This window comes from Burkholderia sp. 567, from assembly GCF_040545115.1.
GTDB lineage: Bacteria > Pseudomonadota > Gammaproteobacteria > Burkholderiales > Burkholderiaceae > Burkholderia > Burkholderia ambifaria.
The window spans coordinates 413,229-437,392 of sequence record NZ_JBEPLG010000002.1 but is presented as its reverse complement, the minus strand read 5'-3'; the positions used below and the strand labels follow the sequence as shown (position 1 = coordinate 437,392).

At 68.9% G+C, this 24,164-nt stretch carries 25 protein-coding genes; 10 read left to right on the top strand and 15 right to left on the bottom strand.

Features of this window, described 5'->3' with window-relative positions:
- Nucleotides 1–187 precede the first annotated feature (187 nt).
- The gene (locus tag ABIC50_RS07460) at nt 188–955 is read right to left on the bottom strand and encodes an AraC family transcriptional regulator (protein ID WP_354162722.1); all 768 of its coding nucleotides are present in this window, start codon (nt 953–955) and stop codon (nt 188–190) included.
- A 25-nt stretch (nt 956–980) separates the two neighbouring features.
- The gene (locus ABIC50_RS07455; protein ID WP_354162720.1) at nt 981–1,322 is read right to left on the bottom strand and encodes an FKBP-type peptidyl-prolyl cis-trans isomerase; all 342 of its coding nucleotides are present in this window, start codon (nt 1,320–1,322) and stop codon (nt 981–983) included.
- Nucleotides 1,323–1,902: 580 nt separating this feature from the next.
- On the opposite strand from ABIC50_RS07455, the gene ABIC50_RS07450 reads away from it, so the two are divergent.
- The 3 genes from ABIC50_RS07450 to ABIC50_RS07440 all read left to right on the top strand — a co-directional run bounded on the left by ABIC50_RS07450 (nt 1,903) and on the right by ABIC50_RS07440 (nt 5,517).
- Entirely contained in the window at nt 1,903–2,826 is a 924-nt protein-coding gene (locus ABIC50_RS07450) for a metal-dependent hydrolase (RefSeq protein ID WP_354162717.1), read from the top strand.
- A 436-nt stretch (nt 2,827–3,262) separates the two neighbouring features.
- Nucleotides 3,263–4,735, top strand: a complete 1,473-nt coding sequence (locus ABIC50_RS07445; RefSeq protein ID WP_105831341.1) for a sigma-54 dependent transcriptional regulator — start codon at nt 3,263–3,265, stop codon at nt 4,733–4,735.
- 530 nt (nt 4,736–5,265) lie between these two features.
- The gene (locus tag ABIC50_RS07440) at nt 5,266–5,517 is read left to right on the top strand and encodes a hypothetical protein (protein ID WP_241244814.1); all 252 of its coding nucleotides are present in this window, start codon (nt 5,266–5,268) and stop codon (nt 5,515–5,517) included.
- Nucleotides 5,518–5,725: 208 nt separating this feature from the next.
- On the opposite strand, the gene ABIC50_RS07435 is transcribed toward ABIC50_RS07440, so the two are convergent.
- Entirely contained in the window at nt 5,726–6,508 is a 783-nt protein-coding gene (locus ABIC50_RS07435) for an ABC transporter substrate-binding protein (RefSeq protein WP_354162714.1), read from the bottom strand.
- Nucleotides 6,509–6,739: 231 nt separating this feature from the next.
- On the opposite strand from ABIC50_RS07435, the gene ABIC50_RS07430 reads away from it, so the two are divergent.
- Together ABIC50_RS07430 and ABIC50_RS07425 are read left to right on the top strand one after the other, a co-directional pair.
- On the top strand, nt 6,740–7,159 hold the full coding sequence (locus ABIC50_RS07430; RefSeq protein ID WP_006754054.1) for an MbcA/ParS/Xre antitoxin family protein: 420 nt from the start codon (nt 6,740–6,742) through the stop codon (nt 7,157–7,159).
- 2 nt (nt 7,160–7,161) lie between these two features.
- Nucleotides 7,162–7,857: an RES family NAD+ phosphorylase gene (locus ABIC50_RS07425; protein WP_354163647.1), complete on the top strand. Its 696-nt coding sequence runs from the start codon at nt 7,162–7,164 to the stop codon at nt 7,855–7,857.
- A 58-nt stretch (nt 7,858–7,915) separates the two neighbouring features.
- Here ABIC50_RS07425 and ABIC50_RS07420 read toward each other — a convergent pair whose 3' ends face one another.
- On the bottom strand, nt 7,916–8,641 hold the full coding sequence (locus tag ABIC50_RS07420; protein ID WP_012365608.1) for a metallophosphoesterase: 726 nt from the start codon (nt 8,639–8,641) through the stop codon (nt 7,916–7,918).
- A gap of 134 nt (nt 8,642–8,775) precedes the next feature.
- Here ABIC50_RS07420 and ABIC50_RS07415 point away from each other — a divergent pair, with 134 nt between their 5' ends.
- Nucleotides 8,776–9,429, top strand: a complete 654-nt coding sequence (locus ABIC50_RS07415; RefSeq protein WP_011660476.1) for a DUF1345 domain-containing protein — start codon at nt 8,776–8,778, stop codon at nt 9,427–9,429.
- Nucleotides 9,430–9,435: 6 nt separating this feature from the next.
- Here the strand turns inward: ABIC50_RS07415 and ABIC50_RS07410 are convergent, their stop codons facing one another.
- Together ABIC50_RS07410 and ABIC50_RS07405 are read right to left on the bottom strand one after the other, a co-directional pair.
- Nucleotides 9,436–10,104, bottom strand: a complete 669-nt coding sequence (locus ABIC50_RS07410) for a glutathione S-transferase (RefSeq protein ID WP_354162711.1) — start codon at nt 10,102–10,104, stop codon at nt 9,436–9,438.
- Between the two features lie 122 nt (nt 10,105–10,226).
- On the bottom strand, nt 10,227–10,937 hold the full coding sequence (locus ABIC50_RS07405; protein WP_354162709.1) for a class I SAM-dependent methyltransferase: 711 nt from the start codon (nt 10,935–10,937) through the stop codon (nt 10,227–10,229).
- A gap of 302 nt (nt 10,938–11,239) precedes the next feature.
- Here ABIC50_RS07405 and ABIC50_RS07400 point away from each other — a divergent pair, with 302 nt between their 5' ends.
- Nucleotides 11,240–12,883, top strand: coding sequence for a DUF3459 domain-containing protein (locus ABIC50_RS07400; RefSeq protein WP_354162706.1), 1,644 nt, complete (start codon nt 11,240–11,242; stop codon nt 12,881–12,883).
- A 59-nt stretch (nt 12,884–12,942) separates the two neighbouring features.
- Here the strand turns inward: ABIC50_RS07400 and ABIC50_RS07395 are convergent, their stop codons facing one another.
- From ABIC50_RS07395 to ABIC50_RS07375, 5 genes are all read right to left on the bottom strand, one after another.
- Nucleotides 12,943–13,527 carry a thiamine phosphate synthase gene (locus ABIC50_RS07395; RefSeq protein ID WP_354162704.1) on the bottom strand — a complete coding sequence of 195 codons (585 nt, stop codon included), beginning with the start codon at nt 13,525–13,527 and terminating at the stop codon, nt 12,943–12,945.
- Nucleotides 13,528–13,573: 46 nt separating this feature from the next.
- Nucleotides 13,574–14,917 carry a hemolysin family protein gene (locus ABIC50_RS07390; protein ID WP_012365614.1) on the bottom strand — a complete coding sequence of 448 codons (1,344 nt, stop codon included), beginning with the start codon at nt 14,915–14,917 and terminating at the stop codon, nt 13,574–13,576.
- A 76-nt stretch (nt 14,918–14,993) separates the two neighbouring features.
- Entirely contained in the window at nt 14,994–15,773 is a 780-nt protein-coding gene (locus tag ABIC50_RS07385) for a sensor histidine kinase (protein ID WP_175705487.1), read from the bottom strand.
- Nucleotides 15,774–15,840: 67 nt separating this feature from the next.
- Nucleotides 15,841–16,764, bottom strand: coding sequence for a DMT family transporter (locus ABIC50_RS07380; RefSeq protein WP_269017415.1), 924 nt, complete (start codon nt 16,762–16,764; stop codon nt 15,841–15,843).
- 39 nt (nt 16,765–16,803) lie between these two features.
- A complete protein-coding gene (locus ABIC50_RS07375) occupies nt 16,804–17,661 on the bottom strand; it encodes a LysR family transcriptional regulator (RefSeq protein WP_012365617.1) in 858 nt (285 codons plus the stop codon).
- 110 nt (nt 17,662–17,771) lie between these two features.
- Here ABIC50_RS07375 and ABIC50_RS07370 point away from each other — a divergent pair, with 110 nt between their 5' ends.
- From ABIC50_RS07370 to ABIC50_RS07360, 3 genes are all read left to right on the top strand, one after another.
- Nucleotides 17,772–18,155 (top strand): tautomerase family protein, encoded by a 384-nt coding sequence (locus tag ABIC50_RS07370; RefSeq protein WP_011658272.1) that lies wholly within the window; start codon nt 17,772–17,774, stop codon nt 18,153–18,155.
- Nucleotides 18,156–18,281: 126 nt separating this feature from the next.
- Complete coding sequence (locus tag ABIC50_RS07365; RefSeq protein WP_354162701.1) at nt 18,282–19,913, top strand: CHAD domain-containing protein; 1,632 nt, start codon at nt 18,282–18,284, stop codon at nt 19,911–19,913.
- A 48-nt stretch (nt 19,914–19,961) separates the two neighbouring features.
- Nucleotides 19,962–20,801, top strand: coding sequence for a TOBE domain-containing protein (locus ABIC50_RS07360; RefSeq protein WP_354162698.1), 840 nt, complete (start codon nt 19,962–19,964; stop codon nt 20,799–20,801).
- Between the two features lie 121 nt (nt 20,802–20,922).
- On the opposite strand, the gene ABIC50_RS07355 is transcribed toward ABIC50_RS07360, so the two are convergent.
- The 4 genes from ABIC50_RS07355 to ABIC50_RS07340 form a co-directional block, all read right to left on the bottom strand.
- Nucleotides 20,923–21,666, bottom strand: coding sequence for an ATP-binding cassette domain-containing protein (locus tag ABIC50_RS07355; protein ID WP_354162695.1), 744 nt, complete (start codon nt 21,664–21,666; stop codon nt 20,923–20,925).
- Between the two features lie 142 nt (nt 21,667–21,808).
- Nucleotides 21,809–22,486, bottom strand: coding sequence for a molybdate ABC transporter permease subunit (gene modB / locus ABIC50_RS07350; protein ID WP_175737212.1), 678 nt, complete (start codon nt 22,484–22,486; stop codon nt 21,809–21,811).
- A gap of 10 nt (nt 22,487–22,496) precedes the next feature.
- Nucleotides 22,497–23,294, bottom strand: coding sequence for a molybdate ABC transporter substrate-binding protein (modA, locus tag ABIC50_RS07345; protein WP_354162692.1), 798 nt, complete (start codon nt 23,292–23,294; stop codon nt 22,497–22,499).
- A 136-nt stretch (nt 23,295–23,430) separates the two neighbouring features.
- Nucleotides 23,431–24,129, bottom strand: a complete 699-nt coding sequence (locus ABIC50_RS07340; protein WP_105831354.1) for a phosphatase PAP2 family protein — start codon at nt 24,127–24,129, stop codon at nt 23,431–23,433.
- Nucleotides 24,130–24,164: the final 35 nt, after the last annotated feature.

Sequence of the window (24,164 nt, the reverse complement as noted above, 5' to 3'; positions counted from 1 at the left end):
CGTGATAGTCGGCCCAGCGCGCGATCCCGGAGAAGTACGTGTCGTGCGGCCGAGGTTTCGGGAAGGCATGATGCGTCGATACGGTCGCCGGCTGCGATCCAATGCGATCGATTTACGCATGAAAAAAGGCGGCTTGCCGCACCACGCGACCGCGTTACGGCAGGCAGGAACCGTCCGGCGAAATCGCTCAGTGACGTTCGCCGCGCCAGCGCCCCGGCGCGACGCCGAAGCGCTTCGTGAACGCGTGCGTGAAAGTGCTCTGGTCGGCGAAGCCGACCATGCCGGCGATGTCGACGAGCGGATGGCGGCCGTCGGCGAGCAGCACGACGGCGGCGTCGAGCCGCAGCCGCTGCAAATAACGATGCGGAGTTTCGCCGAACGCGTCGACGAACAATTGATGAAACCGGCGCATGCCGTAACCGCAGTGCGCGGCGAGATCGGCGATGCGCAGCGGCTCCGCCAGCCGGGCGCGTAGCCAGCGGTCGATGCGCGCGAAATCGAGGCCCGCCGCGGGGGCGGCGAGGCTGGTGTCGCCGAGCAGCGCGCCGCACAGACGCGCCGCGGCCTGCCACTGGAAGCGATGCGCGTGTCGCGTGTCGCCGGCGGGCCCGTCGAGTTGCGCGGCGGCCGCCGCGACCTGCGCGACGAGCGACGTCAGCGCCGGGTCGATCGACACCGCACGCGCGCTGTCGAACAGCCGCTGCGGCACCGCGAGCGACGCGGCGGGCAGGTCGAGCACGAGCTGGCGATTGTCGCCGAGGCCCGCGTAATCGTGGCGCGCGCCGGCCGGAATCAGCCAGGCCGCGTGCCGGTCGATGCGCTGGCCGACGCCGTCCACCGCCATCACCATCTCGCCATCGACGCCGAGCACGACCTGATGAAAGTCGTGCACGTCGGACGCTTCGCACGTGTCGTAACGGCGCAGCGCGATGGCGGGTGACGGGATGCGTTCCATCGGAGGGAGTCGGCCGGCGTCTTCGTCAGACGTCGAGCAGCTCGACTTCGAACACGAGCGTCGCGTTCGGCGGGATCACGCCGCCTGCGCCGCGCGGGCCGTACGCGAGTTGCGGCGGGATCGTCAGGCGACGCACGCCGCCGACCTTCATGCCCTGCACGCCTTCGTCCCAGCCCTTGATGACCATGCCGCCGCCGAGCACGAACGCGAACGGGTCGTTGCGGTCCTTGCTCGAGTCGAATTTCTGACCGTCGGTCAGCCAGCCCGTGTAATGGACGCTGACGGTCTGGCCGGCTTGCGCTTCCGCGCCGGTGCCTTCGGTCAGCTCTTCGATTTTGAGGCCCGATGCGGTCGTGGTGACAGTCATGACTTCTCCTGAAAGGGGTTAGGTAAAACCGCTATTGTAGGCGAGCGCGCAGCGGGCCGCCCTGCGTGGCGAAGGCCAAACCGCGTGTCGACCGCGGGTCGCGGGCGAGGCGGCCACGCAGCTGGCGGGAAACGCGAATGGAACGCGCGTTTGAATTCTTCGCGAACCGGATCGACGCGGTCGTACCGCGCGAACGGCGCGCGCGTATGAATCGTTGCGACGCGGCAAGCCGGCGTCGCGTTGAACACCACCGACCCTTCACGCGAGACGCCCGTCGCACGGCGCCTTCAAGCCGATTACGGTCCGCGCATTGAGCGCCCGCCTGTCGATCGCACGCCGCTGTGAGCGTTCGAATCGCGGCACGCGCGAACGCCTTCCAAACATCATTTTTCCCGCGCTGCCGAGCGCGTCCTGTTTGGAAGCGCGCATCTACCGCGCGGCTTGCGCGCGGCGTCGCCCCGAGCCTATCTTTACAGTTATCGATGTCAAGATTTCGGCGTTGCGCGATGCGCCGCCCGGGCCCGCGCCGGCAAGGCCGCGGCAGTTGCCGGGCCGCCCGAAAACAAGGAGAAAGACGAACATGAAGTCAGCCGCTTCCGCCACCGCAGCCGAGGTGATGCCGGTGCGCCGCGACCTGCGCTTCGACCTGCCGGTCGAACGCGCGAAGGACTGGCACGGGCTCGGCCCGCACGTGACGCACTTCTTCAATGCGCTGTCGCTGCTGTTTCCGGCCGGCGAACGCTTTTTCATGGATTCGGTGCGCAACTATCGCGACCGGATCGACGATCCCGTGCTCAAGCGCCAGGTGCTCGGTTTCATCGGGCAGGAGGCGATGCATACGCGCGAGCACGTCGAATACAACGAGCTGATGCAGGCGAACCGGCTGCCCGCGCGCAAGCTCGACAAGCGCGTATGGACGGTGCTCGGCTTCGCGAAGCGCGTGCTGCCGCATTCGGTCCAGCTCGCGCATACGGTCGCGGCGGAGCACTACACGGCGATGCTCGCGGACTGGCTCCTGCGCGACCCGACGCGTCTCGCCGGCTCGGTCGAAGGCTACCGGCAGATGTGGGTATGGCATGCGCTGGAGGAAACCGAGCACAAGGCCGTGTCCTACGACGTGTGGAACGCCGTGATGAAGCCGGGCCTGCGTCGCTACCTGATCCGCGTCGGCGTGTACCTGCTGACGACGCTGACGTTCTGGCCGACCGTGTTCCTGATCCACGTGACGCTGTTGTCGCGCGATCGCGATATCAGGCATCGCATGCGCGGCATGCTGCGCATGATCGCGTTCCTGTACGGGCCGCGCCGCGGGCTGTTTCCTCGCATCGCGGGGGAGTGGCTGAGCTTTTTGCGGCCCGGCTTCCATCCGTGGGACCACGACAACCGTCATCACCTTTCCCGTGTCGACGGCCTGGTCGCCGCATACGGCGAACACGATGACGCCGCGGCCGGCCGTGGTCGCTCTCATGCCCACGCGCCCGCACCACTCGCATCGGGGCGCTAATCCGCCCGCCGCGCGATCCGGCGCGTGTTGCGTTCGTGCATCAACCCCGTTTAATTGACGATTGACCGGCATCAACCGGAAACGATTGCGCACGCGTTCGCCGGGACGGCCGACCAGCCACGCCGGCGCATGCGGCCGATTCGATTCCGCCTGCCCGGCATCGCATGCCGACCCGGTGCGCCAGCACCGGCGCGGTTCCCCGCGTTCGTGATCTCCACGGCCTTCTTCGGGGTTCACCCCGCCACCGGGAAAACACCCATCTAGCCGGGCGTCCGCGGCATCGATATACCGTTCATGAAAGGATTCGTTCGGCGCACGATTATCGCCCGGGGGGATTTTATTCGTACGGAAATACGGCCAATATGTCGGTTCGATCGAGGTCCTTCGTACGCGCGGCGAGCCGGCGCACGATACCAACGCCAAGCGGGGAATAACGATGGTTGCAAGGTCACCCGACGCAAACGGGACGGCGGCGCCCGAGATGCCGCTCGTATCCGTTACCGCCCCCGAGGCCGGACGCAAGCTGTTCGTGATCATGCGTTCGCCGGACGAGCCGTTGCTGGCGCAACTGCGCGGGCTCGGCTGGGATATCTCGATCGCCAAGACAGCCGGCGCCGCGCAGAACATGACGTCCGGCGTCAACGTCGCCGCCGGGCTCATCGATTTCTCGGGCTTCACGTCGCGCGACTATCCCGCGCTGAAGGCGTGCCTGAGCCAGGCGGCGATCGGCTGGATTTCCGTCGCGCAGGCCGGTGTCACGATCAGCCCCGCCGTGCGCGAAATGATCCGCAGCTACTGTTTCGATTACGTGACGCTGCCGTTGCCGCACGAATGGATTTCGCACGTGCTCGGCCATGCACGCGGGATGGCCGCGCTCGATCGCGTCGACGGCGCGGCCTACGCAGCGTCGATCGGCGAGCACGGGATGATCGGCAACTGCGAAGCGATGCAGCAGCTGTTCAGCACGATTCGCAAGGTCGCGAAAACCGACGCGAGCGTGTTCATCTCCGGCGAGTCGGGCACCGGCAAGGAGCTGACGGCGCTCGCGATCCACGAGCGCTCGGCGCGCGGCAAGGGCCCGTTCGTCGCGATCAACTGCGGCGCGATTCCGCATCACCTGCTGCAGTCGGAACTGTTCGGCTACGAGCGCGGCGCATTCACCGGGGCGAACCAGCGGCGCGCGGGCCGGATCGAATCCGCGAACGGCGGCACGCTGTTTCTCGACGAAATCGGCGACATGCCGGTCGAAAGCCAGGCGAGCCTGCTGCGCTTCCTGCAGGAAGGGAAGATCGAGCGGCTCGGCGGCCAGGAATCGATTCCGGTCGATGTGCGGATCATCTCGGCGACGCACGTGGATCTCGACGGCGCGGTCGAAGCCGCACGCTTTCGCGCGGACCTCTATCACCGGCTCTGCGTGCTGCGCATTCACGAGCCGCCGCTGCGCGCGCGCGGCAAGGACATCGACATCCTCGCGCATTACGTGCTGCAGAAATACAAGGCCGACAGCGGCCGCAAGATCAGCGGCTTCACGTCGGCCGCGCTCGACGCGATGCGCCGCTACGAGTGGCCCGGCAACGTGCGCGAGCTGATCAACCGGGTGCGCCGCGCGATCGTGATGGCCGAGAGCCGGCTGCTGACCCCGAACGATCTCGGGCTCGAGACGCCGGGTGAAACGGAGCCCGTGACGCTCGAACAGGCGCGTTCGCTCGCCGAGCGCACCGCGATCGAGAACGCGCTGCTGCGCAACGATCACCGCATCAACAAGGCCGCCGCCGAACTCGGTATCTCGCGCGTGACGCTGTACCGGATGATGATCGAGCACGGGCTCAACGACCACGACAACAACGGCGACAACGGCGGGAAGGACGGTTCGCCGCCCGGCGACGCCGACCACCAGCGCGTCGGCTGAACGGCGGCAGGGGAAGCGTTCGCGGCCGGCCCGTGCGCACGGCCGGCGGCATGTAAAGAGCGTGAAACGTTTCCTGTCGGCAGCCACCCGAATAACCCGGCAAACGCGGCCGGCGGCGTGCCGCCCGCGCCGGCAAAACTTTCCGGATCCTCCGCGCGCCTTGTCCGGCAAGGCATTGCTGCAGCGCACCCGCGGCCGCCCGCGCGCGGCATGTTTCAGTTTCGTAACTTCCCGCGTGTCCCGCCCGGTCCGGCCGCGGGCTTGTCCGACGAAAGCCTTGTGCGGCCGGCTTCATCCGAAGCTGGCCCGCTCCTTGCGCTGATCGAGGTGCGAGAGTCGACGACGTGGCGTCCGGCCGGTTCGGCAGCGAATTCAGGAGCCGACAAGGACGCAGCCCACGGGGATGACCGGCGGGACGGGCAGCAAGCACTGCCCGGGTCCGACCGGCAGGGCCGTCGTCGTCGGATCGTCGGGGCACCGGCGAAGTCCGGTTGCCGGCACAAGCAACGGCACGAATACGGGGTAGAAAAATGATGAACGATCGCCAAACGACGCGGCCGGCCAGCCGCGAACGCAATGATTCGACCCATCGCCGGGCGTCCGCGCATCTTGCCGCCGGCCGGCATGCGTCGACAGGCCATCTCTGCGCGCCCGGTGCGCGGCGGATCCGGCTGATACCCGGTCATCCGCGCCGGGCCGGTACTTTTTCGCTGGCCAACCGGATCCGCCAGGGTATGTGCACCCGCGCGCCGGTTCGGCTGCGCCCGCTCTTCGCGTATTGACGTCGCACGCGGGCCATCGCCCGCGGAAGTCAGCGGTTTGCAATCCGGATGAAACGCGGGATCACGCGGTGCGGTATCAGGCGCGGCGACACGGTCGATGAAACCGGCGCGACGGCAAACGTCAGGGAGGCGTCGCCGTCCGGCGCTTGGGGGAGGGGCGGTCCGGCCGCGCGCGATGGGCATCACACCCGTCGCGCGCGACGCCGCTTCAACCGCCGTAGATATCGAAGTCGAAGTACTTCGACGCGAGCCGCTTGTAGGTGCCGTCCTTGACCATGTCGAGGATCGCGCGGTCGATCTTCGCCTTCAGGTCGGTGTCTTCCTTGCGCAGCCCGATGCCGGCGCCGATGCCGAGCACCTTCTCGTCGATGAGTTCGGGCCCGACGAACTGGTAGCCCGCGCCGCGCGGCGACTTCAGGAACCCGATCGCGGCCTGCACCTCGTCCTGCAGCGCGGCGTCGAGGCGGCCCGACGTGAGGTCCGCATACACGCCGTCCTGGTTCTGGTACGACACGACGTTCGCGCCTTGCTTCGCCCAGTACGCCTTCGCATACGCTTCCTGCGTCGTGCCCTGCTCGACGCCGATCGACTTGCCCTTCAGCGATTCGGCCGTCGGCAGCAGCGATGAACCCTTCTTCACGACGAGCCGCGTCGGCTGGTTGTAGATCTTCGTCGTGAAGCCGATCTGCTCCGCGCGCTGCGGCGTGATCGACATCGACGACAGCACCGCGTCGAACTTCTTCGCCTTCAGCGCCGGGATCATTCCGTCGAAATCGTTCTCGAGCCACACGCACTTCGCCTTCAGCCGCGCGCAGATTTCGTTGCCGAGATCGATGTCGAAGCCGACGAGCTTGCCGTCGGGCGCCTTCGATTCGAACGGCGCGTAGCTGGCGTCGGTGCCGAAGCGCAGCGTGGTCCAGTCCTTCGCGACGGCGGGACCCGTCGATACCGCGAGCAGGGCGATCGAAACGGCGGCAATCAGTCTCTTCATGATGGTTCCTTGGCGTGGTCTATCCGGTTCTCGGCGACTCGGTTGCTGTAGACACGCACCGCGTGGCGATGCGCTGTCCGCACGGCCATTAACGCAGAAAACAAAATATTCGTCCAGAATGGACAAAAAATATCGTCTTGTCGAAGGAAATGCCGATGTCGGGGGACGACCCTTGCAAAAATACCGAAATGGACTAATCTTGTTAGTGAATTCATTTCGAGACTAACGCTCATGACACAGCCCGCCTTCGATCCGTATTCCGCCCCGCGGCAGGCTTCGGTCGCGCAGATGTCGGCGGCCGGCCTGCGTGCGTTCTTCAACATCGCGCGCGACTGGGAGCTGACGATCGACGAACAGATCGTGCTGCTCGGCTCGCCCGGCCGTTCGACGTTCTTCAAGTGGAAGGCAGCGCCGGAATCGGCCCGCCTGCCGCGCGACACGCTCGAGCGGCTATCGCTGCTGCTCGGCATCTACAAGGCGCTGCAGATTCTGCTGCCGCAGCCGGCCGCCGCCGATACCTGGGTCAAGCGGCCCAACGACGCCGCGCCGTTCGGCGGAAAGCGCGCGCTCGACCGGATGCTCGCCGGCAATGTCGGCGATCTGGTCGCCGTCCGGCAATATCTCGACGCGATGCGAGGTGGCTGGGCGTGACGATGCCGATCGAAGCGCCAGCCTGGCCCACGACCGTCGTCGACTGGGCGCCTGCCTATCGCGTGATTCCCACCCGTTTTCCCGCCATCAACCTGTTCGACCGCGTCGCGTCCGCGGAGGATTTCGATGCGCTCTATGCGCTCGAATCGCTGACGAACGACCGCATCCGCAACGAAGTCGGTACGCTCGAGCTCGTGCCGCCGGCCGAGCGTCGCTACGGCCAGGGCTGGGGGCCGATCATGGCCGCGTTCACCCACCTGAATCCGCAGGGCAGCCGCTTTTCCGACGGCAGCTACGGCGTGTTCTACTGCGGGCGGTCGCGCGATACGGCGATCGCCGAAACGCGCTATCACAGCGGGCTGTTCATGTCCGCGACGAAGGAGCCGCCGATGCGCCAGCAGATGCGGCTCTACACGGTGTACGCGCACGGCGAAGTCGCCGACGTGCGCACATGGCCGCAGCGCAGCCCGGCGCTGCTCGATCCGCTCGACTACAGCGCGGGGCAGGCGCTCGGCCGCGCGGTGCGCCATGCGGGTGGCGCGGGCATCGTCTATCCGTCGGTGCGCGACTCAGGCGGCGAATGTCTCGCGGCGTTTCGCACGACGCTGCTGCGCGACTGTCATCACGCGGCGTATCTCGAATACAACTGGAACGGTTCCGCGATCGATGCGGTGTTCGAGTTGAACCAGGTGGGCTAGCGGGGGGAGGCTCGCGCGGGCAAATGCGTGCGCGTGCTTCCGCCAAGCCGCTGCCGGCCTACGGCAGCGGCAACTCGCCCGCGTGACGGGCGCGCGCGTCGGCCTGGGTGAGCGACCACATGTCGCCCGTGCGCGGTTCGACGATCGTCAGGCGTCCGGACGGCGCGAAAGCGCCGGTATCGATGAACCATTGCGCGCCGATGCGCTGCGGCGCGCGCACGGGCGTATGGCCGGTGCAGGTCAGCGACAGGCCGGCCTGCAGCGCCGGGTCGGCGAGCCCCTGGACCAGGTCGCGCCCCCACATCAGCCGCTCGCGCACGTCGTGCGAATAGCTGCCGGTGTCGAGTTCCGCGTCCGGACCGAAGAACTCCGCATGCAGCACGTTGAAGCGCGCGGCGCCGTCGCCGACCACGCGCACGAGCGGCAGCGCGTCGACGCGCGCCGCATGCGCGTGCAGCCGTTCCGGCGGGAGATCGGCGCCCCAGTCGCCGCCGATCCCGCGCCATGCATCGGGCGGCAGCTTGCCGCGCGACACGAGGCTCAGCACTTCTTCGTGATTGCCGCGCACCACGTGACACCACGGGCGGTCGAGCAGCGTGAGCGTGGTTTCGGACGCGGGGCCGCGGTCGACGAGATCGCCGACCGAGAACAGCCGGTCGCAAGCCGGATCGAAGCCGATGTCGTGCAGCAGCGCGCGCAGCACATCCACGCAGCCATGCAGATCGCCGACGACGAAGTCGCGGCCGGCCGCGTTCGCGGGATGGTGGCAGAGGGCGGGTGTCATCCCGATATCTTAGGCGCTCGCGGCCATCGCAACGACATGCCGGAATGGCGATAATCGGGGCGCTACCCGCCGGCGACGCGCAGCGGCCCTTCGCGCGCCGGCGGGACCTTTCCATCCGCTTTCGGAATCACACGATGACGCTTTATCCGCAGGTATTACGCAACCGGCCGCGCATGGTCGCCGCCTTCGTCGCGGGCGTGGCGTGCGCGGTGCTGCTGCCGCTCCAGTTGCGGCCGACCGCGCGCGTGCTGATCGGCTGGGATTGCACGGTCTGGCTGTATCTCGTGCTGATGTGGGTGCGCATGGTCACCGCGCATCATCACAAGGTGCGCGAAGTCGCGATCCGCGAGGACGAGAACGCGACGACCGTGCTGACCGTCATCTGCCTCGCGACGGTCGCGAGCGTCGCCGCGATCGCGATCGAGCTCGCGACCGCGAAGAGCGTCGGCTTTCGCGCGGGGCTCGGCCATTACGCGATCACGGCCGCGACGCTGTTCGGCGCGTGGTTCCTGATTCCGACGATCTTCACGTTGCACTACGCGCGGCTCTATTACGGCTCGCCGACCGGCGATCGCTGGCTGCGCTTTCCCGATCGCAATCCCGAGCCCGACTACTGGGATTTCCTGTATTTCTCGTTCACGATCGCGGTCGCGTCGCAGACCGCCGACGTGTCGCTCGCGAACCGCTCCGCGCGCCGCGCGGTGCTCGCGCAGTCGATCCTGTCGTTCTACTTCAACATGGCCGTGCTCGGGCTGTCGATCAACGTCGCGGCGGGGTTGCTGAGCTGACGCGGGTTATTTCAGGAGTTCGTACGGACCGCCGCGCTCGAGCGCGCGGCGGTATGCAGGCCGCGCGTGGATCGTTTCGAGAAAGCGTGCGATCGCCGGATACCTGCCGCCGTCGCCGCGCGCCATCGCGGCTTCGAGCGGGAAGCTCATCTGGATGTCGGCCGCGCTGAAGCTGTCGCCGACGAACCAGCCGGTGCGCGTCAGCGCGCCGTCGATATGATCGAGATGCAGCGCGATCTGCGGATCGACGAAGCCCGCTTGAAGCGTCGCGGCGATCTTGCGCGCGATCGGCCGCGCGAAGAACGGCATCGGCGCATGCGCGATGCGCAACGCGACGAGCTTCAGCAGCAGCGGCGGCATCGCCGACCCTTCCGCGTAGTGCAGCCAGTACGTGTAGTCGTGCCGCTCGGGCGTGCCGCCGGGCGGCGCGAGACGGCCGTTGCCGTGGCGTTCGACCAGGTACTCGATGATCGCGCCCGATTCGGCGATCGTGCGCCCGTCGTCGGTGATGACGGGCGACTTGCCGAGCGGATGGATCGCGCGCAGCGCGGCTGGCGCGAGCATCGTCTTCGGATCGCGCGCGTAGCGCAAGATCTCGTACGGCACATCCAGTTCTTCGAGCAGCCAGAGCACGCGCTGCGAACGCGAGTTGTTCAGGTGATGGACGGTCAGCATGTCGAGGCCGGAAGAGGGGCGGGAATGACATCATACCGAGCGCGGGTGACGCCCGGCACGTCGGGCTGCCGCGCGATGGTCCAGTGCGTCGAGCGGCGCGCGTCACCCGTCGTTGCGCCTCGTCACGCGGCGCGGCGCAACGCGATCCACGCGCCCCAGAACAGGCTCGAGAAAAAGCGCAGCGGCGCATCGAAACCCGCATCATCCAGCAGGTCGAACACGGCTTCCTCGGAAGCCGGCGGATCGGCGCCCTGCAGGATTTTCGCCAACTGCGCACGCACGGCGTCGGGCGTCGCGCCCTTCATGCGCCAGCGCTGCTGCCACGCATCGAGCAGCCGAGGGTGGTCCGCGTAGCGGCGATGGTTGCCCGCGATCACGAGCGGCGCGCCGGGCTTCACGCGACGCGCGATCGCGTCCAGCAGTGCGGCCTTCGCCGTGTCGCCGGGCACGTGATGCAGCACGCCGATCAGCGTCGCGCCGTCGAAGGCCCGCGCGTCGGGCAGCGCATCGATGCCGGCCTCGATGAAGTGCGTGCGGGCGGCGAAACCCGCCGCTTCGATGTTGGCGCGCGCGAGCGCGAGCATCGGCGCGGACGGATCGACGGCCGTGAACCGCCAGCCTGGTTCGAGCGCGGCGGGCACGCAGATTTCCTGCCCCGTGCCGCCTGCACCCACGACGAGGATCCGCGCATCGGCCGCGCCGATCGACGCCGCGAGCATGCACGCGGCGAGTTCGTGGCATGCGTCGTAGCCGGCGAGCGCGATGCGGGATTGTTCGGCGTATTCGTGCGCGCGTGCCGGATCGAACTTCGCGGCGCTGGCGGGGAGTGACATGGCGGATGCCGCGGGTTCGGGCGCGGACGGGGTGTCCACGCGGATCGCACCGAGCGTAAGCGCCGGTCCGCGGTGCAACAAGGCGAGTGGCCATTCCGGTATGCCGACTACCCGACTCGGTGCGCGTCGCGCGCAAACGTTGTCGGGGTCGATTCGCATTTAAAAATGTGAGGAATCAATACGTTTCAGAACTGAAACAGGCGCATACTTTTCTTCCCCCCCTGCCTGGCCGTCGCATGCCGGGCCCGCTGCGCCGCGCCGTTCGCGCGGCCATGCTGCTCGGCACGCATGAGGAGCGCATGATGTCAGATTGTTCGCACGATCCGTATGCGCAGCACTACATTCACTGCCTGCCGTTCGGCGCGCAGCCCTGCGGCGCGCTCGGCAAGTCGCCGCGCACGCATTTCCGCGTGTGGGCGCCGGCCAGCATGCACGTTCAGCTCGAACTCGATACCGGTAATGGCACGACGCTCGTCCCGATGACGGCCGCCGGTCGGAACTGGTTCGAAGCGTTCGTCGAATGCGGTGCGGGCGCGCGTTACCGTTATCGGCTCGACGATGTCGTGTCGATTCCCGATCCCGCGTCGCGTTCGCAGCCCGACGGGCTCAACGGCCCGAGCGAGGTCATCGATCCGCGCGCGTTCACGTGGCGCAACACGTTCTGGCGCGGGCGTCCGTGGGAAGACGTTGCGCTGTACGCGATCCGTCCGCACGCGGTGGGCGGCTTCGACGGCGTGCGCCGCCGGCTGCCGCAGCTCGCGCGTCTCGGCGTGACCGCGCTGGAGTTGCTTGCGTCGCCGCACGACAGCCTGCCGTTCGCGCCGCTCGCGGCCGAGGGTGGCCCCGATGCATTGAAGGCGCTGATCGACGACGCGCACGGCTACGGTCTCGCGGTGCTGCTTGAGCTCGATTACGCGCGCTTCGGCAGCGGCACCGACGCACTGCGCCATTACGCGGTGCCGTTCTTCCATACGCGCGACGATCCACTGCAGGCGCCGCCGCTCGCGCTCGATCATCCGGAAGTCTGCGACTTCTTCTGCGACAACGCGATGTACTGGATCGACGAATACCGTTGCGACGGGCTGCGGCTGCGCGAGGCCGACCGGATCGGCACGTCGTGGCTGCGCGAGATCGCCGACCGCGTGCGCGCGGCCGTGCCGGCCGACCGGCTGATCCACCTCGTGCTCGGCAGCGAGCGTCATCCGGTGCATCTGGCCGATACCCATTTCGATGCACAGTGGAACGGTTGCGGCGAACGCGCGCTGCATCGGTTGACGGACCGCGGCACGACCTCGCACGAAGGGATTTCGGCACACCAGTCGATCCATACGCTGGCCCGTGCATTGACCGCGGCCGGCGCGGCGTTCCAGCCGGCCGCCACTGGCGACGGCCCCTGCGCCGAAGGGCTGGCGTTGACCTCGCTGGTGCTGTCCGACGGCGTATGGCGCGAGAGCGAGCATGGCGAGCTCGAGACGCCGGGGCTCGCCGCGCTCGCGCTGTCGCTGCTGACGCCGCAGATCCCGCTGATCTTCGACGAAACCGCGCGCGATGCCGATCGTGCGCATTTCGTGCAGTCGGCGCTCGCCGTGCGCGCGAAGCTGATTGCGCCGCGGCTGGCCGATTGCCGGCCGCGGGACGCGCACACGTTGAAGGCGGGCGGTGATGGCGATGCCGATGCGCTGGTGGCGTCGTGGCAGCTTGCCGACGACGAGACGCTGACTATCGCACTGAACCTGTCGCCCGACGCGTTGCCGTTCGATGCGCCGAGAGGGCAGGTCGTGTTCGAGACGCCGGCACGCGCACGCGACCGGATCGACGAGGGGGATTTGCCGCCGTATTCGCTCGTTGCGTGGCTGACGGGGGACGTCAACCACTACGCGCTCACGCACGACGTGCGCCGGCTCGACGACAGCACATGGCGCGGCATGCGCGCCGATCTGAACTGAACGCTTAAGGCGCTTAACGCGCGGAAGGCTGGGCGCTGGCGCGCCCGGCCGCACTCCACTCACCAGAAGCTTCGAATGCCCGCGACGCCATACGCGCCGTGGCGGCGCGCGTCGTCGAGATGCGCGCGCGTCATGCCGCCGAGCGCATAGACCGGCATCACGGCTTGCGCGGCCAATGCCGCGAAGCGCGTCCAGCCGAGCGTCGGCGCGCCGGGATGGCTGAGCGTCGGCAACACGGGAGACAGCGTGACGAAATCCACGCCTGCGCGCGCGGCCAGCACGAGATCGTCGGCCGCATGGCAGGCGGCCGACACGCGGCGCGCGGCCGGCAAGGGCCGTTGCGCGACGGCGCGCAGCGCGGCGCTGTCGAGGTGCCAGCCTGCGCCGTCGAGCTGCATCACGCCGGCCGCATCGATCGGCCCGTTGAGCATCAGTTGCGCGCCGGCCGCGGTGCAGCGCGCGAGCGCCTCGGCGGCCAGCCGCGCGAACGCGGCCGCGTCGAACGACTTCACGCGTAACTGCACGAGCGTGTCGCCGCGAGCGAGCACGGCGGACAGTCGCTCGAGGAACGCGTGGCAATCGGCGGCCGACGCGGACGCCGGCTCCGGCGTGATCACGCAGCAGCGCGGCAGCGTCGCGCTCATCGCATGCGGCGAGGGCGGGAAGGGCGGGAAGTGCGAGCGGTGGCCGTCATTCGTCGGCCTCCTTCGCGGTCTTCGGATAGACGCGCACCAGCACGATGCGCGGCCCGTTCATCTTCTTCACGACGACGTCGAAGCGATCGAACGACACGCGCTGCCCTTCGGTCGGCAAATCGCTCAACGCCTGGATCACGAGGCCGCCGACCGATTCCGCGCGGCCTTCGTCGATGTCGATGCCGAGCGCCTGCTCGAGCGACACGACAGGCAGGCTGCCCTTGCCCATCAGCGTGCCGTCGTCGAGGCGCGTCCAGTCCGAGTCGCCCTGGCGGAACTCGTCGTGGATCTGGCCGACCAGCGCGCCAAGCAGGTTGTCGAGCGTCAGGAAACCGATCGGCTTCTCGCCCTTGTTGCCGACCAGCGCGAAGTGCGGCGCGCCCTTGCGGAAGCGGCGGAACAGCTCCAGCGCCGGCGTGTCGGGCTTCACGTACTGCACCGGGCGCACGTAGTCGGACAGGTCCTCCAGCGCCGCGCCCGCATGACGCGCAAGCAGCAGGTCCTTCAGGTGGATCAGCCCGCTCACCTGTTCGCGCGACGCATTCTCGAACAGCGGATAGCGGCTGAAGCGGTGCCGCGCGACGATTTCCATGTTGTCGGGCAGCGGCAGGTCGCGGCGCAGGCCGATCATTTCATGCGCTGGACGCATCAGGTCCGACACCGTCATCGACGAGAAATCGAGCGAATGCGCGAGCGTGTTCCACTCGTCGTTGGTGTACGTGCCGCGCGCCGGCTGCGCCGTGTTGCCCGCGGCGCTGCGGCGGCCGCGCAGGATCAGCTTCAGTTCGTCGGTCGAGTAGTGCGCATCGCCGCCGTGGTCGGCCGACAGCCCCGCGAGCCTCAGCACCGCGTTCGCGCTGCTGTTGAGCACCCAGATCGCCGGATACATCGCCCAGTAGAACGCATAGAGCGGCAGTGCGACCCACAGGCCGACCTTCTCCGACTGGCGGATCGCCATCGATTTCGGCGCGAGCTCGCCGACCACGATGTGCAGGAACGAGATCAGCGAGAACGCGAACACGAGCGAGATCAGGTGCACGATGCGCTCGGACTCCACGCCGATCAGGTCGAGCAGCGGGCCGATCAGCTCGGCGAACGCCGGCTCGCCGACCCAGCCGAGGCCGAGCGACGCGAGCGTGATGCCGAGCTGGCACGCGGACAGATACGCATCGAGTCGACCGTGCACGACGGCGAGGATGCGCCCGCGCAAGCCGTGCTTGCGGGCAAGCGTCTTGACGCGCGTCGCGCGCAGTTTGACGAGGCCGAATTCGGCTGCGACGAAAAACCCGTTCAGGGCCACCAGGAACAACGCGCCGATGAGCGCGAAGATCTGTAACAAAGAATCGCTCCAGTCATGACAGGCCCAACAGTATAGGGCCGGAAAGGAAGTTGTAATGTGCCGGGCGGCCGATGGCTTAGCCCGCCGCCTCGCAGGGAACCGCGAGCGACAGCGTGACGACGGCGCCGTCGGCGAACGCGGCGTGCGTGAAGGTGCCGCCGTGCGCGAGCGCGACACGCTGGCACAGCGCGAGCACCCACGCGACGCGCTTCGCGTCGCGCGAGCGCAGCATCTCGCGACGGGCGAACGCGTCGAACGCGTGCGGTAGCGCCGGATCGGCGAGCGCGGCGGCGCTCACGCCGCAGGTGACATGCGCGACGCACTGCGCGCCGTCGCGCGTGCACGCGAACGTCACGCGGTTGCCGGCGGCACTGGCTTCGACGGCAGTCGTCAGCATCGTCCAGAGCGCCTGCGCGAGGCGTTCGCGATCGGCGCTCAGTGACGGCTCGCCATCGGGCAGCGTCGCATCGATGCTCACCTGCCGCGCGTCGGCTAGCGCGAAGCGCACCAGCGCGAGCGTGTCGTCGAGCAGCGGGCGCAGTGCGAACGGCTGCGCGGCGATCGCGAGCGTGCGTGTTTCCGCGCGCGGCGCGTCGAGCACGTCGTCGATCAGCGCAACCTGCTGATCGATCCCGGTGCGGATGCCCGCGAGCGCGCGCTGCAGGCTCGGATCGGCGTTCGCGAGCTGGCGCTCGAGCACATACGCCCAGCTGTGCATTGCATTCAGCGGGCTGCGCAGGTCGTGCGACGCGGTGGAAAGCGCCTGGTCGCGCAGGAACAGCGCGGCCTCGGCGGCATAGTGCGCTGCGCGTTCGCGCAGCAGGTCGGCGGCAGGGTCGACGGGAATGGACGTCACGGAGCTGGTTTGTTGGATGCGGTTGTGATGAAAAACACGCGAATCATCATTATAGGGATCGCGCGTGTCACGCCGGCAGCGCGTCCTCGTCCTTTTTCCGGGCGTCGCCGTTCGGCAGCAACTGGCACGCGAGCAGGCCGGCCAGCATCAGCGCGCAGCCGACCAGCGCGCGCAGCGTCAGCGTCTCGCCGAGCGCGGCCCAGCCGGCGATCGCCGCGAACACGCCTTCCATGCTGAAGATCACGGCCGCGTGCGCGGGCGCCGCATCGCGCTGCGCGACGACCTGCAGCGTATAGCCGACGCCCACCGACAGCAGCCCGCCGTACAGCAGCGTCGGCAGCGCGCTGCGCAGCATCGCGACGCTGACCGGCTCGATCACGAGGCCGGCCGCGAGACACACCACGCCGCACGTGACGAACTGCAGGAAGGCGAGCACGAGCGGATCGTGCCGTTTCGCGAAATGGCCGACGGCCATCACGTGCGCGGCGATGATGACCGCGCCCGCGAGCTGGAACCAGTCGCCGTAGAGCACCGAGAAATGCTCGTCGATGCTGAGGAAATACAGGCCGATCGCAGCGAGCAGCGCGCCGAACCACGTGCCGGCGCCGATCCGGTGGCGGACGAACACGCCGATCAGCGGCACGATCACGACGTACAGCGAGCTGATGAAGCCCGCGTTGGCGATGCGCGTGTACTGCAGGCCGAACTGCTGCAGCGAGATCGACACGGCGAGCAGCGCGCCGAGCGCGAGCCCCGGCGCCAGCAGCGCCGGTTCGCGACGGATCGCTGCCAGCTGCGTGCGCGACGCCGTGTTGAACGTGAGCAGCGGGATCAGCACCAGGCCGCCGAGCAGGAAGCGCAGCCCCGTGAACAGGAACGGCCCGATCACGTCGAGGCTCAGCCGTTGCGCGACGAAGGCCGAGCCCCAGATCGCGGCGGCGCCGAGCATCAGCAGGTTGGCGCGGAGGTGCTTGCGGGCTTCGGGCTTCATCGAATTCGTCAGAGGATTGCGGGCGGCGAAGCGCGTAGTTTACGCCGAGATTGCAAGACTGTCGGCAAACCGCCGCAAAGCGGCGGCCGCGCGGGTGTCGCGCACGCGCGAATACAGCACGACCTGTGAGTGCGGCAGCGGCGGCAAGCCGAATTTCGCGCCGACGTCGACCAGCGTGCGCGGCGCGACGCGCCGGGCCAGCGGGCACACCGCGAGCCCGGCCGCGGCGGCGGCCGCGACCGCCGCGACGCCGCCGCCCGTGAAGCGCTCGCGCCACGGCCGCCCCGCGTGCTCCAGCGCGCGCAGCGCGGCGGCTCGCACGCCGCACGGCCCGGCGAGCACCGCGAGCGGCAGCGGCTCACCCGCGCGCGGCGCCCAGTCGGGCGCGGCAAGCCAGGCGAGCGGTTCGGTAAACAGCAGCGTGCCGTCGTCGCGCGGCGGATCCTCGCCCGGCTCGTGCCGCACGATCGCCGCGTCGAGCCGGCGTTCGTCGTATTGCGCGAGCAGGTTCGACGACGTCCCCAGATGCATTTCCAGCGACAGCCCGGGATCCTGCCGATGCAGGCTCGTCAGCACGGCCGGCAGGTCGGGCACCGCGACGTGCTCGCTGACGCCGAGCGACAGCCGGTGCACGCCGGCCGAAATCGCGCCGAGCGCGTGGTCGTGCGCGTCGAGCAGCGCGCGGGCGGCCGGCAGGAAGTTTTCGCCGTCCGCCGCCAGCTTGACGACGCGCGGCGTGCGCGCGAGCAGCGGCTTGCCGAGGTGCGCTTCGAGCCGCTTCAGCTTCAGGCTGACGGCCGACTGCGTGGTGCCGAGCGCGTCGGCGGCGCGCGTGAAGCTCGCGAGATCGGCGACCAGCACGAACGCGCGCACCGCATCCAGATCGAGGACTTTCATTTCAGATGTAAATGAATGAAATATGGATAGATGACTGTTCATTATAGTTATGCGCGCCTAACCTGACGTTGCGTTCCCGATTTTTCAACGTCACTGAAAGGAGCAGGACCATGCCATTCACCCGAATCGCCGTGCGCGAAGGCAAACCGGCCGCCTACCGCGCGGCGCTCGTCGACGGCGTGCATCGCGCGCTGATGCACACGTTCAACGTGCCCGAGGACGACATCTTCATGGTCGTGACCGAGCACTCGGCCGAGAACTTCGTGTTCGGCCGCCACTACTTCGACATCGAACGCAGCGACGATCTCGTGATGATCCAGATCACCGCGAACAACACGCGCACGCTCGAGCAGAAACGGGCGCTGTACCGGACCATCACCGAGAACCTCGCGCGACAGCCCGGCGTGCGGCAGCAGGACGTGTTCATCAGTCTCGTGGAAGTGCTGAAGGAGGACTGGTCGTTCGGCAACGGCATCGCGCAATACGCCGTTTGATGCGCGACAGGGCGGCAGGGCCGGATCGTCGCCCGCGCGTTTTCGCGCCGTGTACTATGGAAGCCGATTCGCGGACGACGCCGGCACGCAGGATGAGCCGGCGCTTCTTCATGTGCGGGAGCCTCCATGTCGCGTGTGCTGGAAATCGTGTTGTGCCTGTCGCTGGATGCCTGGCAAGTCAAGTCGGGAAGCCGGGCACGTGGCGAGCCGCGCGACTTCGGCGCCGAACTCGTCCGTGCGTGGCGGATCTGTCCGCAGGTGCGGATGCGGCGCGGCCACGAGCGCGTGACGATCGAGCCGTGCCAGGTCGAGGAGGCCGAGCCGAACCCCGGCGAGTGCTGGTGGACGTGGATCGAGTCGAACGCGCAGGGGCGGCGTGTCGTCGCATCCCGCACGAAGGCATTTGCGCCCGGCGTCATGGCGCGCGAGCGGTTCGATGCTGAGCATGCCGGCATTGCCGTGGCCACGCCGCCGTCCGCGCCGGCTCCGCGCGCCGATCCGGAATCGGCGTCGGCCACGGGCGCGGATACGACACCCGGCCCCGTTGACGAAGCGGCCGTCGCCGCATCGTCCGGGCCGGCGCCGTTGCGGCTCGTCGCCGAGCGGCGGCGCGGGCGATGGGCGGACGACAGCGGCGTGGTGGTCGAGATGACGCTCGACGACGTCACGCTGCACGGTGGCGCCGACCTGCCGCGCCGCCATGTCGAGCTGCGCCTGGCGGCGCCCGACTGGGAAACGGTCCCCGCCCGCACGGCCGCGCTGCGCGCGCTGTTCGCCGCCGCGCGCGAGCTCAGCGGCGCATGGCCCGCGTTCATGCAGCTGACCAGCGTGATCGATCGCGCGTGCGCGGGCGAGCCGGGCGTCACCGGGCCGGTCAAGGCGAAACTCGTCGACCTGACCGGCATCCGCACGCAACGAACCGCGCTGTTTGCGCTGTCCGGCGACATCGCCGCGCAATGGCTCGGCAACGAGGGCGGCGTGCTCGATCGCGACGATCCCGAATTCGTGCACCAGATGCGCGTCGCGCTGCGCCGGCTGCGCACGCTGATGCGCTTCTTTCCGCGCTTCGCGGACGATCAGTGGCAGGAAACCTTCGGTGTCGACCTGCGCTGGCTCGCGTCGCTCCTCGGCACGGTGCGCGACTGGGACGTGTTTTCGACCGAAAGCCTGCCCGCGCTGATCGCGGCCGATGGCGGCAGCGCCGACTGGAACGGCACGCTCGACGCCGCGCGTGCGCAGGCGACGGCGGCGCGCATCGAACTGCGCCAGGCGCTGCATTCGGCACGCTATGCGCGGCTGACGCTCGGCTGGCTCGACTGGCTGAGCACGCTCGCGCTGCCGCCGGCCGCCGGCGACGACGACGCGCCGTCGCTGCGGCGACACGCGACCAAGCGCGTGCGGCGGCTGTTCGGCCATCTGTATGCATCGCCGTCGCTCACGTCGCTCGATACGGCCGCGCGGCACCAGGTGCGGATCGACGCGAAGCGGCTGCGCTATGCGCTCGAATTCTTCGCGTCGCTCGCGTCGCGCCGCACGCGCAACGAAACGGTCAAGACGCTCGCGCGCGTGCAGAGCGTGCTCGGCGAAGTGAACGACACGATGGTCGCGCAGCATCATCTCGAGCAACTGGCGGCACCCGCGTATCAGCTCGGTTTCGTACGCGGCTACGGTGCGGCGCTCGAGCAGCGCGCGGCGCACGACGCCGAGGCGCTGCTCGCGAGCCTGCGCCCGCCGCGACTCGACGGCAAGCCGCGTTGAGCGGCGGCCGCTCCCTATAATGGCTCCCCGTTTTTTTCAGACCTACCCATGAGCGACACGTCGCCTCCTTCCTCCTCCGCCGGACCGCTCGCACTGGGCGGCGAACTATGGCTGCGCGCCGGCCCGCAGACGCTCGGCGGCGCGACCCGCATCGCGCTGCTCGCGGCGATCGGCGACACCGGCTCGATCACGCGCGCGGCGAAGGCCGTCGGCCTCAGCTACAAGGCCGCATGGGATGCGATCGATACGATGAACAACCTGGCCGGCGAGCCGCTCGTCACGCGTTCGACGGGCGGCAAGGGCGGCGGCGGCACGACGCTGACGCCGCGCGCGACGTCGCTGATCGCCGCGTTCCGCACGATCGAGCGCGAGCATCGCCGCTTCATCGACGCGGCGAGCGCGGTGGTGTCCGGCTTCGACGTCGACTGGGCACTGATCGGCCGGATCGGCATGAAGACGAGCGCGCGCAACCAGCTGTTCGGCAAGGTCGAGACGATCGTGCGCGGCACGGTGAACGACGAGGTGACGCTCGTGCTGCCGGGCGGCCAGGTGATCGTCGCGGTGCTCACGCACGAAAGCGCCGACGCGCTCGGCCTGGCGCCGGGCGCGGATGCGTGCGCGCTCGTGAAGGCGTCGTGGGTCGTGCTGGCGGTCGCCGATGAAGCCGAAGCCACATTGAAGGTGTCCGCGCGCAACCAGTTGCGCGGGACGGTCGAAACTGTCGCGGCGGGCGCGGTGAACAGCGAGGTGACGCTGGCGCTCGACGGCGGCGGCACGCTGACGGCCGTCATCACGAACGACAGCGTTGGAGCGTTGCAACTCGACGTTGGCCGGCGCGCGATCGCGCTGTTCAAGGCATCGAGCGTGATTCTCGCGGTGACGGGCTGATCGCGCGCGGTTTTCGCCTTCGACGACCGTGGGTGGACGACGCGAAACCGTCGCCGCGCGACTTGCACGAGGCGCCGCCTTCGATCCCGTTGTTCCAACTTATGCCGCCGTGCGGCTTCCCTCAGGCTCCCGCGTGGCCGCCAGGGCCACGGCCGTCGTGCGCGCCGACGACGCGCGTCGGCCACTCGGCGTGCGGTGTTGCGGCCAGCACGCGCCCTTCGCTCAATTGCACGACCTGGTCGCCGAACGCCGCGACGTCGTCGGGATCGTGCGAGATGAGCACCATCGGAATATCGAGGCGCGCCTGCAGTTCGGCGAGCTCGTGGCGCATGCGCTGGCGCATCGCGCCGTCGATCGCCGCGAACGGTTCGTCGAGCAGCAGCACGTGCGGCTGCGCGACCAGCGCGCGGGCCAGCGCGACGCGCTGCTTCTGTCCGCCCGACAACTGCGATGGAAACTGGCCGGCGAGCGCGTCGAGCTCGAACGCCTGCAGCCAGTACGCGACTTCGGGCGGCGCCGTCTTCGCGCGCGGGTTGCGCAGGCCGGGCGTGAGCCCGAACGCGATGTTCTGGCGTACGTTCAGGTGCGGAAACAGCGCATAGTCCTGGAACAGGTACGCGACGCGGCGCGCGCGGGTCGGCACGTCGATGCCGCGCGCGGAATCGAACAGGGTTTCGCCGTTCAGCGTGATCGTGCCTTCGTCGGGCGACAGCAGGCCGGCGATTGCCTGCAGCGTCATGCTCTTGCCCGCGCCGGACGGCCCGAACAGCACGACGCGCTGCGTGATGGCCGCGAATGACACGTCGAGCGTAAAGCGTCGCTCGGCGCTCGCGTAGGTCTTGCGGATGTCGACGGTGACGCTCATGCGGACCTCCGTCGTGCCGCGCCGCCCGCGCCGCCCGCGCCGCCCGCGCCGCCCGCGCCGCCCGCGCCGCCAACCGCGCGCACAACGGACACGCATGTCGCCGCGACCGGGTCGGCACAGCGGTAAGGATGCGATCGGCGCGTCATGTCGGCTGGCTCCGCCCGGCGCGCGACGGCACGAGCCAGCCGGTCGCGAGCAGCACGAGCACGCAGGTGATCGACGTCACCAGCACGAGGAAGTTGGCCGTGCTGTCGTCGCCGGCCTGCACCGCCGCGTAGATCGCGACCGACAGCGTCTGCGTGCGCCCGGGCAGGTTGCCGGCGATCATCAGCGTCGCGCCGAATTCGCCGAGCGCGCGCGCGAATGCGAGCAGCGCGCCGGCCAGGATGCCGCGCGTGGCGAGCGGCAGCGTCACGCGGAAGAACACCGCGGCTTCGCCGAGCCCGAGCGTGCGGGCCGCGCGTTCGAGATGCGGATCGACGCTTTCGAACGCGGTGCGCGCCGATTTGAGGATCAGCGGAAACGCGACGACCATCGACGCGATCACCGCGCCCTGCCACGTGAAGACGAGTTCGATGCCGAGCTTGTCGAGCCACGCGCCGAACACGCCGCGCCGGCCGAGCAGCACGAGCAGGTAATAGCCGAGCACCGTCGGCGGCAGGACGAGCGGCAGCGTCAGCAGCGAATCGACCACGTCGCGCATCGGCGAGCGCCAGCGCGCGAGCAGGAAGGCGGCGGCGACGCCGAGCACGACGTCGAGCGCGGTCGCCCAGCCGGCGACCTTCAGCGACAACAGCAGCGGTACCCACGCGTCCTGCATCATGCCGTGCTCACTTGCCCGCGGGCTTGAAGCCGAACGTCGACAGCACGGCCTGGCCCTGCGGCGACGCGACGAAGTCGATGAACGACTGCGCCTGCGCGGCATGGCGGCTGTCCTTGACCACCGCGATCGGATAGGTGATGGCCGTCTGCGTCGGCACGGTCAGTGCGATCTTCACGCGGCCCGGCATGATCGCCGCGTCGGTGCCGAACACGAAGCCCGCGTCCACTTCGCCGCGCGCGACGTAATCGAGGCTTTGGCGCACGTTCGCGGCCAGCACGCCCTTGGCGCTGACGGCGTCCCACACGTCTGCCGCGCGCAGCGCGCTTTCGGTATAGCGGCCGACCGGCACCGATGCCGGGTCGCCGTACGCGATACGTCGCACGCCGGGCACCGTCAGGTCGTTCAGCGACGTCGGCGTGGCCGCATGGCTGTCCGCCGGCACGATCAGCACGAGCGAATTCGCGGCGAAATCGCGGCGCGTGCCGGGCACGATGACCTTTTCGGTGACGGCGCGATCCATCGCCTTTTGGTCGGCCGACGCGAACACGTCCGCCGGCGCGCCCTTGGCGATCTGCTGCATCAGCACGTCCGACGCGCCGAAGTTGAACAGCACCTTGGTCTCCGGGTGCTGCTTGTGGTACGCATCGCCGACTGCCTTGAACGCGTTCGTCAGGCTCGCGGCCGCCGACACGACCAGCTCGTCGGCAGCGGAAGCCGGCGCGCTGAACGCGACGCCCGCGGCAAGCGTGGCGAGCGGCAACAGGCGCAGCAGGGTGCGGCGAAGCGGGCGGACGGTTGAGCGCATGGTCGGGTCGTTCGAATGGTTGAAAACCGTAATCGTAATATAGGGGAGGTTATAACGCTCGACATACCGTTCATGCGCCGGGACGCATGAAACCTTCAGACGTGAAACGCGGCGGGAGTGGCGTGCGCGCGGCCCGTCACGCGTGCAGCGACGGCAGCGACAGCCCCGTGCGGTGCAGCGACGACGGCTGCGATGCCGGCCGGTAGTTCGGATTGGCTTTCCAGCGGGCGCGGACGAACGGCCGCTCGTGCCCCGACAGCTCCAGCGCGACCTTGGTGACCCACTGATGCGAAGGCACCGTGATGCCATGCAGCGCGATCGTGACGAGCGCCAGGCTCGCGACGACCGCCGGCACCGACCAGCGGTGCGGCACCGCCTGCCACGAGCCGGCGATGAACACCAGTGCGGCGATCGCGCCGATGATGCAGCCGGTGATCGATTCGGACGGCGAATGCGCGGCGAGCGCGACGCGCGACACGCCGACCGCGACGCCGGCCGCGAGCCCGAGCGCGATGCCGGCGATCCGCACCGGCGCGCGCGTGCGGATCAGCGCGAGGAACATCGCGACGGGATAGACCGACGTGGACAGCATCGCGTGGCCGCTGAATCCGGTGAAGTCCCACGCGCGGATCCCGATGCCCCAGCCGAGGAACGCGATCTTGGTGAGCGCGACAACCCCGATCGCGGCCGCGAGCACGCCGAGCCACGCGGCGGCGCGCTGCCACGAGTAGCCGAGCGCGAGCCATACGGCGATCGTGATCGCGAGCGGCAAGGTCAGGCCAGCGCCACCGAACGCGGTGATCGTGATCCACAGGTGAGACGGCAGGTCGAACATCGGGAAGGAACGGACAGAGGCGGGACAAATGCTTA

What these genes read in the sequence shown, in the direction of transcription:
- ABIC50_RS07460 (WP_354162722.1), bottom strand. Translation starts at nt 955, where the DNA reads ATGGAACGCATCCCGTCACCCGCCATCGCGCTGCGCCGTTACGACACG.
- ABIC50_RS07455 (WP_354162720.1), bottom strand. Translation starts at nt 1,322, where the DNA reads ATGACTGTCACCACGACCGCATCGGGCCTCAAAATCGAAGAGCTGACC.
- ABIC50_RS07450 (WP_354162717.1), top strand. Translation starts at nt 1,903, where the DNA reads ATGAAGTCAGCCGCTTCCGCCACCGCAGCCGAGGTGATGCCGGTGCGC.
- ABIC50_RS07445 (WP_105831341.1), top strand. Translation starts at nt 3,263, where the DNA reads ATGGTTGCAAGGTCACCCGACGCAAACGGGACGGCGGCGCCCGAGATG.
- ABIC50_RS07440 (WP_241244814.1), top strand. Translation starts at nt 5,266, where the DNA reads ATGATGAACGATCGCCAAACGACGCGGCCGGCCAGCCGCGAACGCAAT.
- ABIC50_RS07435 (WP_354162714.1), bottom strand. Translation starts at nt 6,508, where the DNA reads ATGAAGAGACTGATTGCCGCCGTTTCGATCGCCCTGCTCGCGGTATCG.
- ABIC50_RS07430 (WP_006754054.1), top strand. Translation starts at nt 6,740, where the DNA reads ATGACACAGCCCGCCTTCGATCCGTATTCCGCCCCGCGGCAGGCTTCG.
- ABIC50_RS07425 (WP_354163647.1), top strand. Translation starts at nt 7,162, where the DNA reads ATGCCGATCGAAGCGCCAGCCTGGCCCACGACCGTCGTCGACTGGGCG.
- ABIC50_RS07420 (WP_012365608.1), bottom strand. Translation starts at nt 8,641, where the DNA reads ATGACACCCGCCCTCTGCCACCATCCCGCGAACGCGGCCGGCCGCGAC.
- ABIC50_RS07415 (WP_011660476.1), top strand. Translation starts at nt 8,776, where the DNA reads ATGACGCTTTATCCGCAGGTATTACGCAACCGGCCGCGCATGGTCGCC.
- ABIC50_RS07410 (WP_354162711.1), bottom strand. Translation starts at nt 10,104, where the DNA reads ATGCTGACCGTCCATCACCTGAACAACTCGCGTTCGCAGCGCGTGCTC.
- ABIC50_RS07405 (WP_354162709.1), bottom strand. Translation starts at nt 10,937, where the DNA reads ATGTCACTCCCCGCCAGCGCCGCGAAGTTCGATCCGGCACGCGCGCAC.
- ABIC50_RS07400 (WP_354162706.1), top strand. Translation starts at nt 11,240, where the DNA reads ATGTCAGATTGTTCGCACGATCCGTATGCGCAGCACTACATTCACTGC.
- ABIC50_RS07395 (WP_354162704.1), bottom strand. Translation starts at nt 13,527, where the DNA reads ATGAGCGCGACGCTGCCGCGCTGCTGCGTGATCACGCCGGAGCCGGCG.
- ABIC50_RS07380 (WP_269017415.1), bottom strand. Translation starts at nt 16,764, where the DNA reads ATGAAGCCCGAAGCCCGCAAGCACCTCCGCGCCAACCTGCTGATGCTC.
- ABIC50_RS07375 (WP_012365617.1), bottom strand. Translation starts at nt 17,661, where the DNA reads ATGAAAGTCCTCGATCTGGATGCGGTGCGCGCGTTCGTGCTGGTCGCC.
- ABIC50_RS07370 (WP_011658272.1), top strand. Translation starts at nt 17,772, where the DNA reads ATGCCATTCACCCGAATCGCCGTGCGCGAAGGCAAACCGGCCGCCTAC.
- ABIC50_RS07365 (WP_354162701.1), top strand. Translation starts at nt 18,282, where the DNA reads ATGTCGCGTGTGCTGGAAATCGTGTTGTGCCTGTCGCTGGATGCCTGG.
- ABIC50_RS07360 (WP_354162698.1), top strand. Translation starts at nt 19,962, where the DNA reads ATGAGCGACACGTCGCCTCCTTCCTCCTCCGCCGGACCGCTCGCACTG.
- ABIC50_RS07355 (WP_354162695.1), bottom strand. Translation starts at nt 21,666, where the DNA reads ATGAGCGTCACCGTCGACATCCGCAAGACCTACGCGAGCGCCGAGCGA.
- modB (WP_175737212.1), bottom strand. Translation starts at nt 22,486, where the DNA reads ATGCAGGACGCGTGGGTACCGCTGCTGTTGTCGCTGAAGGTCGCCGGC.
- modA (WP_354162692.1), bottom strand. Translation starts at nt 23,294, where the DNA reads ATGCGCTCAACCGTCCGCCCGCTTCGCCGCACCCTGCTGCGCCTGTTG.
- ABIC50_RS07340 (WP_105831354.1), bottom strand. Translation starts at nt 24,129, where the DNA reads ATGTTCGACCTGCCGTCTCACCTGTGGATCACGATCACCGCGTTCGGT.